The organism is Pseudomonas sp. 1L-C-7-B-C1 (assembly GCF_057291635.1).
On record NZ_JBXAWH010000005.1, the window covers coordinates 75,727 to 89,977 of the forward strand.

Annotated in this window: 12 protein-coding genes; 4 read left to right on the forward strand and 8 right to left on the reverse strand. The window is 60.4% G+C overall.

Features of this window, described 5'->3' with window-relative positions; translation table 11 throughout:
* Nucleotide 1: 1 nt before the first annotated feature.
* From AC0Z8Z_RS09685 to glsB, 6 genes are all read right to left on the reverse strand, one after another.
* Nucleotides 2–796, reverse strand: coding sequence for an endonuclease/exonuclease/phosphatase family protein (locus AC0Z8Z_RS09685; protein WP_485618950.1), 795 nt, complete (start codon nucleotides 794–796; stop codon nucleotides 2–4).
* Nucleotides 793–1,710 (reverse strand): DUF72 domain-containing protein, encoded by a 918-nt coding sequence (locus AC0Z8Z_RS09690; protein ID WP_485618951.1) that lies wholly within the window; start codon nucleotides 1,708–1,710, stop codon nucleotides 793–795. The genes AC0Z8Z_RS09685 and AC0Z8Z_RS09690 overlap by 4 nt, the downstream gene beginning before the upstream one ends.
* Before the next feature lie 142 nt (nucleotides 1,711–1,852).
* Nucleotides 1,853–2,488 (reverse strand): CGNR zinc finger domain-containing protein, encoded by a 636-nt coding sequence (locus AC0Z8Z_RS09695; protein WP_485618952.1) that lies wholly within the window; start codon nucleotides 2,486–2,488, stop codon nucleotides 1,853–1,855.
* A gap of 113 nt (nucleotides 2,489–2,601) precedes the next feature.
* Nucleotides 2,602–5,304: a PAS domain S-box protein gene (locus tag AC0Z8Z_RS09700; RefSeq protein WP_485618953.1), complete on the reverse strand. Its 2,703-nt coding sequence runs from the start codon at nucleotides 5,302–5,304 to the stop codon at nucleotides 2,602–2,604.
* Between the two features lie 177 nt (nucleotides 5,305–5,481).
* A complete protein-coding gene (locus AC0Z8Z_RS09705; protein WP_485618954.1) occupies nucleotides 5,482–6,096 on the reverse strand; it encodes a GAF domain-containing protein in 615 nt (204 codons plus the stop codon).
* A gap of 195 nt (nucleotides 6,097–6,291) precedes the next feature.
* Nucleotides 6,292–7,200 (reverse strand): glutaminase B, encoded by a 909-nt coding sequence (gene glsB / locus AC0Z8Z_RS09710; protein WP_172611387.1) that lies wholly within the window; start codon nucleotides 7,198–7,200, stop codon nucleotides 6,292–6,294.
* Between the two features lie 252 nt (nucleotides 7,201–7,452).
* On the opposite strand from glsB, the gene AC0Z8Z_RS09715 reads away from it, so the two are divergent.
* A complete protein-coding gene (locus AC0Z8Z_RS09715; RefSeq protein WP_485618955.1) occupies nucleotides 7,453–8,022 on the forward strand; it encodes a GNAT family N-acetyltransferase in 570 nt (189 codons plus the stop codon).
* Between the two features lie 50 nt (nucleotides 8,023–8,072).
* Here the strand turns inward: AC0Z8Z_RS09715 and AC0Z8Z_RS09720 are convergent, their stop codons facing one another.
* On the reverse strand, nucleotides 8,073–8,960 hold the full coding sequence (locus AC0Z8Z_RS09720; protein ID WP_485619099.1) for a universal stress protein: 888 nt from the start codon (nucleotides 8,958–8,960) through the stop codon (nucleotides 8,073–8,075).
* A gap of 411 nt (nucleotides 8,961–9,371) precedes the next feature.
* Between AC0Z8Z_RS09720 and fnr the strand changes: the two genes are divergently transcribed.
* A complete protein-coding gene (gene fnr, locus AC0Z8Z_RS09725) occupies nucleotides 9,372–10,124 on the forward strand; it encodes a fumarate/nitrate reduction transcriptional regulator Fnr (RefSeq protein WP_485618956.1) in 753 nt (250 codons plus the stop codon).
* Between the two features lies 1 nt (nucleotide 10,125).
* Here the strand turns inward: fnr and AC0Z8Z_RS09730 are convergent, their stop codons facing one another.
* Nucleotides 10,126–11,055, reverse strand: a complete 930-nt coding sequence (locus tag AC0Z8Z_RS09730; RefSeq protein ID WP_485618957.1) for a universal stress protein — start codon at nucleotides 11,053–11,055, stop codon at nucleotides 10,126–10,128.
* Nucleotides 11,056–11,416: 361 nt separating this feature from the next.
* Between AC0Z8Z_RS09730 and AC0Z8Z_RS09735 the strand changes: the two genes are divergently transcribed.
* Entirely contained in the window at nucleotides 11,417–11,668 is a 252-nt protein-coding gene (locus tag AC0Z8Z_RS09735; RefSeq protein WP_485618958.1) for an Lpp/OprI family alanine-zipper lipoprotein, read from the forward strand.
* Nucleotides 11,669–11,870: 202 nt separating this feature from the next.
* Nucleotides 11,871–14,144 carry a heavy metal translocating P-type ATPase gene (locus AC0Z8Z_RS09740; protein WP_485619100.1) on the forward strand — a complete coding sequence of 758 codons (2,274 nt, stop codon included), beginning with the start codon at nucleotides 11,871–11,873 and terminating at the stop codon, nucleotides 14,142–14,144.
* The last annotated feature ends 107 nt before the right edge of the window (nucleotides 14,145–14,251 follow it).

Genomic DNA, 14,251 nt, shown 5'->3' on the forward strand with positions numbered 1-14,251 from the left:
CTCAAAGCGTTACCTCCACCGCCAACGGCGCATGATCGGAAAGGTGCGACCAGGGACGATTCGACATCACCCTGGGCGACCGGATGTGCGCGTTGCGCACGTAAATACGGTCCAGGCGCAACAACGGAAAGCGCGCCGGGAAGCTTTTCGCCGGCGCGCCAAATGATTCAACAAAGACCTCGCGCAGCCCGGCAGGATTCAACACGTCATCGGCCTTCTGCCGCCAATCGTTAAAATCCCCCGCCACAATCACCGGCGCATCGGCCGGTAGACGCCTCACCAGGTCGGCGAGCAATTTCAGCTGCTGCTGGCGATGAACCTCTTTCAGGCCCAGGTGCACGCACACTGCGTGCAGCTCGCCGAAATGCGGCACGTCCAGTACGCAATGCAGCAGACCGCGTTCCTCAGTGCCGTGGATCGAGATGTCGAGGTTGTCATGACGGAGGATCGGGTACTTGGACAGCAGCGCGTTACCGTGGTGCCCATGGGGATACACGGCATTGCGGCCGTAGGCAAAGTCCTTCCACATGCTGTCGGCAAGGAATTCGTACTGCGAAGTGGTCGGCCAGTTCTTCACGTTCTGCGCGTGGTCCTGATGCTCGCCGTGGACTTCTTGCAGGAAAACGATATCGGCCGACACCGAGCGTACTGCATCACGCAGTTCCGGCAGGATGAAGCGTTTATTGAGGAAACCGAAGCCCATGTGCATGTTCATGGTCAGCACGTTAAGCGTGACCGAGGCCGACGCGCTTTGTCGCTGGCCATTAAGGTCTTCGGGGATCAGGGCACTGGTCACAACGTGGCTCCATGCAAATCGCCTGGCGCAACTTCCAGGTTTTCAGTGAGATTGAAACGTTCAAGCAACCGGCGCGCGTCGTAAGGGGCGCGGACCTTGATGTCGTTGTCGAAATAGCAATAAACGTCGCGGGACTTCCGCGCTCGGGGGGCTTTGTCCACGATCAACTGAGCATCATTGGGCTGCGCGCCCCGTTGCCAGGCATCGATGCGATCACCCCAGTGCTTGATCGCCTCGTCGGAATACCCGCTGGCATAGAGTTCCTTGTCACCGTGCAGGCGCACGTAGACGAAATCCGTGGCAAGGTCTTCAACGTGGGGCCACTTGCCGGCAGTGTCCGCGACCACCAGCGCCACCTTGTATTTGCGCAGCAGCGCGACAAATTCAGGCACCAGAAAGCTTTCATGGCGGATTTCAACGGCGTGACGCAGCTTCAGGCGCGCCGGAATGTCCAGATAACCCGGCTGCTGCAGCCGTTCTGCGCATTTGCTGGCGCAGGCCTTGGCGGCTTTACCGTCGTGGGGCAGCAGTTTGAGAAAGTGCTCGAAGCGCTCGGCGTCGAATTTGAAGTTGGGCGCGAACTGCCAGAGGATTGGCCCCAGTTTTTCCTTGAGCTGAAAAACACCGGAGGCAAAGAAGTTGGCGACAGGCTCGTCGATTTCCTTGAGGCGGCGGACATGGGTGATGTAACGCGGGCCCTTGACGCTGAAGACAAAGCCCTTCGGCGTATCGTCGTACCAGCGCGCATAGAGGTCAGGCGACTGCAGCGAATAGAACGAGCCGTTGATCTCGATGCTGTTCACAGCCCTGGAGGCGAATTTCAACTCGTTTTTCTGCGTCAGGCCTTCGGGATAGAAATCCCCGCGCCATGGCGTGTAACGCCAGCCTGAAATGCCGATACGGATGTCGCCCATGCCTGCGCTCTCTCGTGTCCTGCCGCGGCACCTGCCGCGACACTTCTGAACTAGAGATAAGAAGCTTGGGAACCCGGCAGGTTCCCTGGCTTTTTGCGGGCGTTGTCGCGCAGATTGCCGCAGGCTGTGCCACTGCCTGCGCTCAGGACGCAGCCATGGCCCTTTTGACCTTTTCCCGCGCGCCGCAGACATTCATCTGGCACCACCGGCGACGGCCGTTTTTAGAGGTGTCGAGGAACAGCCAGTCGCAGTCCGGGGTGGCGCACGCCCTGAGACGTGACAGATCACCGGAGGTGAGCAGTATGGATGCCTGAACCGCGAGCCGGCCGATAAACCCGGCCGTCATCGAGCCCAGATCATCGCCGACCCGCCAGCGCCAGATCACACCCGCTGGCGTCAAAACCAGCAGGCGCTGGTCGGCCGTGTCGGCCAGCGCCTGATTCAACGCATCGAGGCTGACTTGATCGGCGCTGTGGTCCAGCGCCATAGGAAGCAATAACCGATACAGCGCTTCGCGGAAATCGATCAATTGTTCAAATGCCGTCACCGTGTGCCAGGAAGAACGGCGCACGACGGCAACGAAGTGCTGGTGCTCCAGATCGTCGATCAGGTCGGCGTGGCGGAACCAGTGGACGATGTCCTCCAGGTTGCTCAGCTTGTCGACGACCTCCAGCAACCCCGTGCCCGGGCGGCGTCCGTCACAGGTATTGAGGTAATCCAGCACAGCCGACCCGCCGACGAGGCGGATGGCGTTGATCTTCAGTTGTCCGATAGACATGGAATGCCCTCAGCTGGAGGTGAGGCAATCATGGCAGAGATGTGAGGGGTTGCTGAAATTTCGGACGGTCTGGGCTGGATCGCAAAAACCCCACGGAACTCGCGCCCGATTTGTCAGGACGTCCCCCCAAGCTGAGAAAGACTCGCCGCCAGCTCGCTCTTGCGGAAAGGTTTGGTCAGGCGGGGCAAATCCGGGTCCAGCCCTTCATGTTCCGCATACCCCGAGACAAGCAGGATCGCAGTCCCGGGCCGGGCGTTACGGACCCGTCTGGCCAGGTCGGTGCCACTGATGCCGGGCATGAGATGGTCAGTGACGATCAGGTCGACGTGCTGCCCGGTCCCCAGCAGTTGCAAGGCTTCCTCGCCAGACGAGGCTTCGATCACCCGATAGCCCAGGTCGGCCAGCATGTACGACGTGCTGGCCCGCACAAGCTCTTCATCGTCTACAAGCAGCGCGATCCCTCGCAGCGAGTGCCGTTCCTGCGCGTCGTCGATACGTGCTGCCGAGGTCGGCAGGGTCATGCTGCGGGGCAGCCAAAGCTCTACGTTTGTCCCAAGCCCTGGCGAACTCTGAATGGTCAGCGCGCCGTTCAGCTGGGACGCCAGGCCGTGCACCATCGACAGCCCCAGCCCAGTGCCTTTGCCAACCCCCTTGGTCGAAAAGAACGGCTCCACCGCCCGCGCAAGGGTGGGCGCATCCATACCAATGCCGGTGTCCGCAACGGAGAGGCACAGGTAGTCGCCGGTCGGCAGCCTGGAACGGTGGTCCCTGCTCACCCACTCGGTGCAGGCAGATATCCGCATGGTCCCGCCCTCCGGCATGGCGTCGCGGGCGTTCACGGAAAGGTTCAGAAGCGCCATCTCAAGCTGGTTAGGGTCCGCGATCGCCGCTGGCAGATCAGGCGGGGCATCGACCACGACCCGGATCTGCGGCCCGGTAGTGCTGGCGACGAGATCGCCCATGCCGTTCACCAGTTTCGCGACATCGACCGAGACGGGCTGCAGCGGTTGACGACGAGCGAAGGCCAGCAACCGCTGCACCAGCGTCCTTGCACGATCGGCTGACTGCACGGCGCCGGAGATCAATCGCTGCTCACGTTCACCGCCCACGCCTCGGCGCTGGAGCATGTCGAGGGTGCCGACGATCGGGGTGAGCAGGTTGTTGAAGTCATGGGCCACGCCACCGGTAAGCTGCCCCATGGCTTCCATCTTCTGACTCTGGCGCAGTGCCGCCTGGACTTCTTCACGCTCGGCGATGGCATTGGCAATTCGTCCTTCCAGCGTGGCGTTCAGCTCCCGCAGTCCCTCTTCGGCCTCCTTGCGCGCGGTCACCTCGACAGCCGTGCCGGTAACGCGCAGGCAGCGGCCGGCGGCGTCGAACACGCCCCGCCCCTTGGCGGCGACCCAGCGAATCACGCCATCGTCCCTGCCGACGGTGCGGTAGTCGACGTCATACAGGGCACGGCGTTCGGGGTCGATGGCCGCCGTGAACGCCTCGATCGTTGCGTCCCGGTCATGGGGATGCAAGCCGTCATAAAAGTCTTGAATCGTGACTGGCACGTCAGCCTGGATGCCGAACATTGCTTTGGTTCTGGGCGGCCAGATCAGCGTGTCGTGAACGATGTCCACGTCCCAGAAGCCGATGTCGGCGTGTTCGACGGCAAGGCGCAGACGCTCTTCGCTTTCGCGCATGCGCATCTCGGCGCCGACCCGCTCGACATGCGCCCAGCAGCGTTCGACGACTTCCCTGACGAGCAGGACTTCCGAGGGCAGCCAGTCGCGAGGCTGATCCTGATGAACCGCCATCATGGCGGTCAGCCGGCCGTTCTTGACCAGCGGGCAGCAGATGATCGCGTCAATGCCAATGCCCCGAAACATCTCCAGGCCTTCGCTGGGGCCGAGCTCTGCGCCGACGTCGTGCACGATCAGCGTTCGGCCTTCGCGCATGTCGGCAGCCGTCCGCGGGCCGAAAAGATCGAGGCTGTAGGTTCCGGCAGAGCTCTGGATGCCCGCGGCGTTGTAGTCGCTGCGAATCCAGAAGCGGTCATTATCGACGTCGACATCCGCGTAGGCGCAGCGCGACACGTTGAGCCGGCGCCCGAGCAACCCGGTTGCAACGAGCAGAGCCTCTTGGGCTCGGCGGATATTGAAAAGGCGGCTGTCGAGCTCATCAAAAAAGCTCAGTCGCTCCGCGCTCTCTTGCCGCGCTGCATCCGCCTGGTGCTCGGCCGTGCGGTCGCGGAAGATTTTGACAAAACCGCCCTGATCCGTCGCCAGCGGCATCATCAAACCTGAGCCCCAGAAGCGCGCACCGTCTTTATCAACGTGCCAACGTTCGTTGACGGCCCGTCCCTGCTCCATCGCGAGTTCGAGCTCGCCGTGAAACACTCGCTCGGCCTGATCAGTTTCGGTGTAGAAAAGATCGCCGTCGCGGCCCATGACTTCCTCGGCACGGTAGCCGACGACGCGCTGGGCGCCGATGTTCCACCCCGTGACCTTGCCTTGGGCATCAAAAGTGATGATTGCGAAGTCCTCTGCGCCTTCGACAATCTGGCGGTAGCGCGCCTCGCTGCTGCGAATCGCTGCCTCAGCCCGATCACGGTGCACGACCAGTCCCACGGTCTTGACCACGAAGTCGCCGATCTCGATATCCGCCGGCAGCGGCTCGCGCAGTTCAGGGTGATACATGACGAACGTGCCGAGCATGGCGCCCTGTGCCGACCGGATCGGAATGGACCCGCACACCTGCAAACCGTGTCCGACGGCGAGCGCCCGGAACTCGGCCCAACGCGGGTCGTTCGCGATGTCGGACGCCACCGCCCACGGGTTCGGGATCGTCGAGGTAATACCGGAATCTGCGCTCAGCCCGACAGTGACACGTTCGACCGCGTCGGTGTAAGCGTGGGGAAGGCTGGGTCCTGCGCACTGCTGCAGCTGACTGCCCTCCTCGTTCAGCAGCAGGATGCTGCCCAGGAAACGGGAGGGCGACAGCGCTTACACCTCTCGGACGATCGCGTCGAGCGCGGCACTCAGCGGTGTCTCTTCGACAGCCAGCTCAAGGATACGGTTCTGGGCGGCTCCAAGGGCTGCCGCGCGATTGCGAGCCTGGGTGAGGCGGGCATTCTCGATGGCAATCGTTGCCAGACGCGCCAGGCTTTCCAGGCGTTTGACCGTGTCGTCGTCGTGAGTGCGGACCTGCGACCAGTAGGCGCCAAGTGCCGCGACCGGAACAGGTCGACCGATAGGCGCCATGACCAGGCTACGGACGAACGTCGGTGCATAGGCGTCCTGAGGGATGCGCGGATCGAGCCGGACGTCGCGGATCGCAACCGTCTCGCCGCGACGCATCACCCACCCTGAAATGCAGTGTTCGGCCGGGAAGCTATGGCCCTCCCAGAGCGGAGAAACCGCATCCTCCGCTATATAAGAACAGTACCCGCCATTTTGGATCACGATCGCAACGCCATCCGCTCCTACAGCGGTACGCGCCACATCGCGCAGGATAGCGACGACCTCGTCCACTGATTCCGCCATCACCAGCCGCTCACTGGCATTCAGCACATGGGACAGGCGCTCATCGCCGCTAGGATCGACCGGATTGGTAGTCAAACGGATCTCCCGACATCGCCACGGCATCAACATCCCGCAGACTGGTTCGAACTGGACAGGGCTAAAGCGGCATTGTATCGGCTAACCCTTCGCCCTCGACACGGCCCGCATCAGTTTTTTCGGCGAAGCGACCCACGCGCAAACAGCTCACCCTTTTGAATGATTCAGCAAACCTGAAACGACGAAGCCCCGCTGTCAGAAAACCGACCAGCCAATCCGCGAGCTCAACAATTCCAGTGCCGCCATCCCGGCGAGTGAATTCCCGGCAGCATTGAGTTCCGGCGACCACACGCACACGGTAAATTGCCCCGGCACGATCGCCACGATTCCGCCCCCTACCCCGCTCTTGCCCGGCAAGCCGACGCGGTAGGCGAAATTGCCGGCTTCGTCATACAGCCCGCTGGTGGCCATGATCGAGTTCACTTGCTGGGTCTGGCGTGGGGTGAGGATCTGCTCGCCGCTGTGCTTGCAGAACCCGTTGTTCGCCAGAAAGCAGAACGCCCGGGCCAGATCCAGGCAGCTCATCTTCAGGGCGCAGCAACTGAAATAACTGCGCAGCACGGTTTCAACCTCGTTATGGAAATTGCCGAAGGACTGCATCAGGTACGCCATTGCCGCATTACGCGCGCGGAACTGGTACTCGGAATCCGCCACGCGGGCATCAATCAAGACCTGGGGATTACCCGACAGCCGCCGGACGAAATCGCGCATGGACAAAGTCGGCGCGGCGAAGCGCGACTGATTGATGTCGCAGATCACCAAAGCGCCGGCATTGATAAAGGGATTACGGGGCCGCCCGCGCTCGAACTCCAGCTGCACCAGCGAGTTAAACGGCTGGCCCGAGGGTTCATGACCCAGGCGCTCCCAAATGGCTTCGCCGGAATGGCCGATCGCCTGAACCAGGCTGAACACCTTGGAAATGCTTTGCACCGAAAACGGCTCCAGTGCATCGCCCGCGCAGTGATAGGTGCCATCGTTGCCGTACACGGCAATGCCCAACTGCTGCGCCGGCACGTCGGCCAGCGCGGGAATGTAATCAGCCACCTTGCCCTGGCCGATCAAGGGACGGACTTCGTCGAGAATCTCGTTCAACAGCGTTTGCATGGAGGGTCCTGGTGTCGATCCCCTGACGGCAGCAGGGGTTAGGGTTCATGACGCCTATTGAAAGGAAGGGATCACACATTCCGGGAGAATTCGATTGCGGTTGTGGGTGCGGTGATACTTTGAGGGTGTCAGGCGCTCGTTGAGAACCACCATACGTAGATATTGATCTGGATCAGAAACCCGAACCCTGCGAGCGGTAAAAAACACGGAGAGGCAAAAAACTGCCCCTATCACTCTCCGAGGAATGTCGCCATGTCATCTCACCGCTCTACTGTCTCAACCCTTGAGCAGCACGGCTCCGATGTTGAAACCTCGCACTGGCTCGAGCCCTTGAGCGACGGCAGCCATGTTTTGATTCGCCCGCTGCAGCCCGAGGATCGTGAGCGTGAGTTCGCGTTCATCCAGAATCTCTCGCCCGAATCCCGACACTTTCGCTTTCTCAGCACCCTCAAAGAACCAAGCGAAGTGCTAATGAATCAGTTGATGAATCTCGATTATCGCCAACGCATGGCCTACGTGGCGCTGACGATGCAGGACGGGCAGTTGATCGAAATCGGTGTGGCGCGCTATGCCTCCACAGAGAGTGATAGACAATGCGAGGCGGCGGTGGTGGTCGCTGATGACTGGCAACGTAAAGGCCTCGGCAAACGGCTTATGCTGCGCTTGATCGAAGCCGCGAGACGCAATGGTTTTGCACGCATGATGTCGATGGACTCAGCGGCCAACTCGCCGATGCACCGATTAGCCACCGAGCTGGGTTTCAAGTGCCGGCAAGACCCGCTGGACGCAACGCAGGTCATCTACCAACTCAAGCTTGACTGAACCGGCATGGACCACGCCGCTACAGTCGTAGCGGCAGTCCACCGCCCTGTTTACCCAGGTTGGCGCGGGTTGATCGCAAGGAGACTGCAGGGCATGTGATACGCGACGTGTTCAGTCGTGCGGCCGAGCAGGTTTGCCACGTGATCGCGGTGAACGGTGCCCATCACAATCACGTCAATGGCCTGGGATTCGGCAAAGGATACGATCTTCCTGGCCGGGCTACCCGTCAGAAAATGCCTGCGTTCGCGGGGTACGCCAAAACGATCAGCCAAGGCGTCGAACGCCGCTTCCTGCGCATCATAAACGGACTCTGTTGCGCTCAGCCCGAAGGCCGTTTCGCCCTGTCCGGCCAGCACAGAAGAGAAATCGTGGACGTAGAGCAAATGGAGTTGGGCATCACATTGCGCGGCCAGCTTCTCAGCGGCCAAAATGATAGTTGCGTTGATATCCTCGAACTGATCTTCAAGGCGAAAGGCATCGACCGCCACCAAGACCTTGCGTGGCATCGCGTGAACGACCCTGGACACCAGATGCAGCGGTACCGGGCACTCGTGCAGCAGACGAAGATCCAGCGAAGTGAACAGCGCACGCGTCAGCCAGGACTCATGTGCCAAGTCCTTGATCACCAGCGACGGATTCAGCTCTGTTATATGCACCATGATTTCATCCAGCGGCAGCCTGGCCCAGACAGCCTCAACCGTGACTGACACCCCGGTCTGGCGCAGAGTGACGGCCTGTTCTTCAAGCCAGTCGTGATGACGCTGGAGATAGGCCTCCCGCATTTGCTCCAGTGCTTTTTCGTGCACCATTCCAGCGGTCGCCAACCCTTCCACAAAGTCGAAAGCAACAATGTGCAACGTCGCATCCTTGGCTTTGGCCAAGGCGGCGGCTCGATCAAATGCCGGGGTTCTTTCCAGGGTGGATGAAGCAATCAACATCAGGCGTTCCGAACCAAACATGTGACACCTCCTTAGAATAAGTAGCGGCCGACCGCTAGGTCGATGGCGTGACCTTTGAACATTTTGGCCGCCACTTTCCCGTCCTGCTTGATCTACATCAGAAGGACCCCTCGCCTCACGAACATCACCTGTTCTGTGCTCCGACTTCGACAGCGCGGCATGTTTCCCGATGAGTCTTGACGAGGCCAACAAAGGGCTTCAGCTGTGTTCACATTAGAAATCAATGCGTTTTGATAGGACGGCGGTGGCGTGAGTGTTCGTTGTCGTGACCACCGACGCCTTGATATGGAAATAAAGTCCGGGAACGCCCCCGCTCGTCCAGAATCACCGTTATTTTCCGGCTTGTCCGGCCTCAGGAAACTAAGCTCACGGCCACTCAGGAGAATACGTATGGTTACGTCAACGCTTTCTGTTCCTGCACTCAAGCTGAAAGCCACCTGCTCCACTTGCAGCGTTCGTGAATTGTGTCTTTCGGTCGGAATGAATGCAGGGGACGCCGAGCGTCTCTCGGCCATCGTGCCGCAACGGATCAAAGTCCGAAAAGGTGAAGCCCTGTTTCACGCAGGCGATCCGCTGCGGTCGTTGTACGCTGTGCGCTTCGGTTTTTTTAAGACCACGATTTCTTCGGAAGACGGGCGCGAACAACTGACAGGCTTCCACATGGGTGGCGAACTGCTCGGGATCGACGCCATCTTCATGAATCAGCACGTATGTGACGCCATTGCCCTGGAAGACAGCGAGGTCTGTCCCATCCAGTTCACTCAGCTGGAAAAACTCTCCCGGGAATTACCGTCGCTGCAACACAACCTCAACCGGATACTCAGCCAGGAGATTGTCCGCGACCACGAAATGCTTCTGCTGATGGGCAATCTCAATGCCGAGGAGCGAATGGCCGCCTTTCTGCTGAACCTGTCAAACCGAATGGCCATGCGCGGCTACTCGCCCACAGCGTTTGTACTGCGCATGACGCGTGAGGACATTGGCTCTTATCTGGGGCTGCGTCTGGAAACCATTTGCCGCGCCATTGCTTATCTGCGTGATAACGACAGTGTGCGTATCTCCGGGCGTGCCGTGGAGATCCTTGACCTGGAGCGGCTACGGCAATTGGTAAATAGCTGCTCGCGTCATGCCAGGGAGCTGTAGATCATTCACCATCGACCAGGGTGTCCGCTTTGACGATCAGCACGCTGCACGGCGCCTGTGCCAGAAGTGCGCGTGCCGTACCGCCCAGGAATCCCCAGCGGTCTTGTCGGGGCAAGGTACCAATTACCAACACGTCGAAATCGTTATGCCGGGCGAACAATTCGATCATCGTCTGCGGCGTACCGGTCAGGAAATGGCGGTGGCGATTGTCTACGCCGAAGCGTTCGCAGAGCATCGCGAATGCATCCTCATGGGCGTCCGCCAACGCTTCCTGAAAGCCTGTTTCTATTGGCATGCTGCCCAGCATGGTGATACCGCTAGCGTAAATGCGCGCCCAATCGTAACTGTACAGTACATGCACACTCGCCCCGCTTTCCCTTCCAAGTCGGGTGGCAGCGTGAAGGATTTGATCATTCAGACGCAGGTCAACATCTTTGGCCCGGTACAGATTCACGGTAACCAGGATCTTGCGCGGCAAAGCGTGCAGGCTGCTCGTGACAAACTGCACCGGGCATTGGCAATCGCGCAATAAATGCCAATCCAGGGGGGTGGAGAACACGCTTCTCAGCGATGACTCCTGGTGCACATCCTTGATCAGCATGGCCGGCCCGATCGCCGCGACACACTTTTTTATGTCCTCAACCACATGATCGCTCCACACCACTTGCACACTGCAATCAAGCCCACCCCTGCGCTCGTGCTCAGCCTCCTGTTCCAGCCATCGGCGATGGCCCTGAAGGTGGCCTTCGCGCATTGTCGAAAGCCACTCGTGATTCAGCCATCCGAACACCTCAAGCATTCTGATGTAGTCCAAGGCAACGATACGCAGGGGGACACCGCTGGCGTGGGCCATCGCCACCGCACGCTCGAAGGCGGGAGTACGTTGCAGGGCTGACGATGCAATCAACAGGAGAGGCGCTGACTCACTCATGGCGAGCTCCGATTCGGGAAGCAACACGGGAGGCCGTTTGCTATTTGGGTTCCTCAGTGTGAGCGGCGATGGGCAGGACAATCTGACGTAGATCAGAGACGGGCACTGCCAGGCTCACCCTCCCCCTAATCTTCAACGAGCGGGCGCCTTGGCGTCGATGTGCATTGAGCACTGACTGGATGTCCCCCGACGCCTGAAGATCAGAAAGGCCCACCTCCGCCATCGTGCCATGTAGCCCCTCATGGCAACGCCACGCTTATGACGTGATCGTCTTGTTGACTTCGATCAAGGTTTTTTTGCCAGGCGGCGTTACCGTTCGGGGCACTGATTTATCGCCTGTCAACCGAAACGAGGCCTGACTATGAAACATCTAACGTCGATCGCTCTGCTGGCAATCGTGCTGGGCACCACCGCAGGCTGCAGTCACAAGGGCCAGGAGATGAACATGCGGATGGAATCGTTGGAAAACACCGCCGCGACCGCAAGGCTCAGGGCCGACGAAGCCTACAACAAGGCAGAAATGGCAATGAGCGCCGCCGCCCAGGCGCAGAGAACGGCCGACGAGGCCAATGAACGGGCTCTGCGTATGCTCGAAAACTCCACTCGTAAATAGCGACGACGATGAACGATGTGCGGTGCAAAACGCAGGTGATCTGCCCAATGACCGTCGGGGATCATCGCAGGCAAAGCACCGATCTGAACGACTCACAGCCCCGCTGAAGCGTGCGTGCTCAGCATCAACGGTGCGGCGACCGCTACGCGGGCAAGCTTTAGCATCTCAAGAGATGGCACGCAATTCTGGGCACGGAGAGACGATGAACAGAGGCAAACTCGACCCGGCCCTGCTCGTCGTCTCTCTGGGCGCTTTGGCAGCGGGCCTGATTGCCAGAGCACTGGACGCACCCGATATCGCCCGTGGGTTATGGATCAGCACCTCGTTACTAATGACAGTGGCCATGTGCTTCGAAGTGACCGTCAGCCTGACGAGACGCAAGGTCGGGGTGGATCTCCTAGCCCTTATAGCAATGGGAGGTGCACTGTTTTTTTCCGAATATCTGGTGGCCGCAGTGATCGCCGCCATGCTTGCCTCCGGCCGAACGCTGGAACAGTTCACCTCGCAGCGTGCCGAGCGTGAACTCAAACGTCTGATACAGCGCGCGCCGACCCGTGCGTGGCAGATCGACGGTGAAAACCTGGTGCAAACGCCCGTTGAGCAGATCGGCCCCGGAGTGCAGATCCTTGTGCGTATGGGCGATGTCATCCCGCTTGACGGCACCTTGATCAAGAGTGGCGCCAGCATCGACGAGTCGGCACTAACGGGGGAGCCGATTCCCGTCGACTACGCCGCGGGCGCAACCATCAGAAGTGGCGGCGTGAACGTGGGCGCACCGTTTGCGCTGATAGTCACCCACCCTGCCAGCGAAAGCACCTACGCCGGCATCGTGAAAATGGCAGAAACAGCGCGGCGCTCGCGTGCCCCCTTCGTCAGGGCTGCGGACCGGTTCGCCCTGGTGCTGATTCCTGTGACGCTGATGATTGCCGCCGCAGCCTGGTACGTTTCCAGCGACCCCCTGCGGGCGCTGGCGGTGATTGTAGTATCGACGCCCTGCCCTCTGATTCTGGCTGTACCGATTGCCCTGCTTTCGGGGATTTCCCGCTGCGCCCGCCGCGGCATCCTGGTCAAGGACGGCGCGACACTTGAGGCGTTGTCCAACACAACAATCGTCATGCTGGACAAGACGGGCACCCTCACCACGGGCCGCGCCGTGATCAGCAGCGTCGAGACATGCGGTGATGTTAATCGGGATCGCCTCTTGTCACTGGCGGGCTCGGTTGCGCAGCAGTCCCGGCATCCTGTGTCCATGGCGATCACTGCCGCTGCGCTGCAAAGTGGCGCGGTGTTGACGATGCCGGCAAATCTCTCAGAGCAACCGGGCGCCGGGGTGTCGGGGCAGATCGACGGCCAGCGGATCAGGTTGGGGAGCCTGGCGTTTGTCACGTCCGAGGAGGAACCTTGGTCCAGGGCTTTGCTGGACCGGATGGCGTACCAGGGTGTCGGCGCCAGTTTTGTAGCGGTCAACGGCCGTATAGCAGGCGCCATCCTGTTCTCCGATCCGCTGCGATACGAATCGCCCTCGGCCGTGCGGGCCCTCAAGCGCATGGGGGTATCAAAGATCACGTTGCTGACCGGCGACCGTCTGGCTACCGCACAGTGGGTCGCGATAGCGGCCGGCATCGATGACGTACTCGCGGGATTGAGTCCGCAAGATAAAGTCAGCGCGGTGCAACGGGCCTGCTGCCAAGGGACGACCATGATGGTCGGCGATGGGATCAACGATGCACCGGCACTGGCCGCGGCAAACGTAGGCGTCGCCATGGGCGCCAACGGCGCGAGTGCGGCGTCGGAAGCCGCGGGCGTTGTGCTGCTGGTGGATCGCCTTGATCGGGTCGCACATGCGCTGGAAATTGCACAACGCTCTTGCGCCATTGCCAAACAAAGTATGTTGATCGGTATGGGCCTGTCGGTCTTAGCGATGCTGACGGCCGCCGCGGGTTACCTGCCACCGCTGACCGGCGCAATCTTGCAGGAGTTTATCGACGTGGGCGTGATTTTAAACGCGCTGCGAGCGCTCGGCCCGCCACGATGGCGACCCCTGCAAGGCCTGCACAGGGAACATCTCCAACGACTGGAAGCCGATCACTTGAAGATGGCCCAGGTGCTGGAAAAGCTCAATCACCTGGCCCGCGACTTCCCGCACATGCCGCCGGAACTGGCCAAAACCGATTTGCGCAAAGTGGTCGGTTTACTCGAACATTTGTTGCTTCCCCACGAGCACGATGACGAAGACCGCTTGTACCCATCACTCCTGGCCTATCTGCGCGGCGACGATCCGCTTGCTGCAATGAGCCACACGCACCGTGAGATATTCCGTCAGATCAGCGTCCTCGTCCACATGAGCGAAGAGCTTTCCGCCCCCCCGTCAACGCCTGAGATCGAAGACATCCACACCACGTTGATCCGCCTGGACACTCTTCTGACGTTGCATTTCGCCCAGGAAAACGAACTTTATCGAAGCCTGGCGGTTTGACGACGCCCTGCTTGCCTGAGCGAAGTCCGCCCGCCGGCAGCAAATGGATCGGAGCAGTGTTTGAGCAAATCCTGACAAACCTCAACGTTTTGCCGCAGGCAACGCTA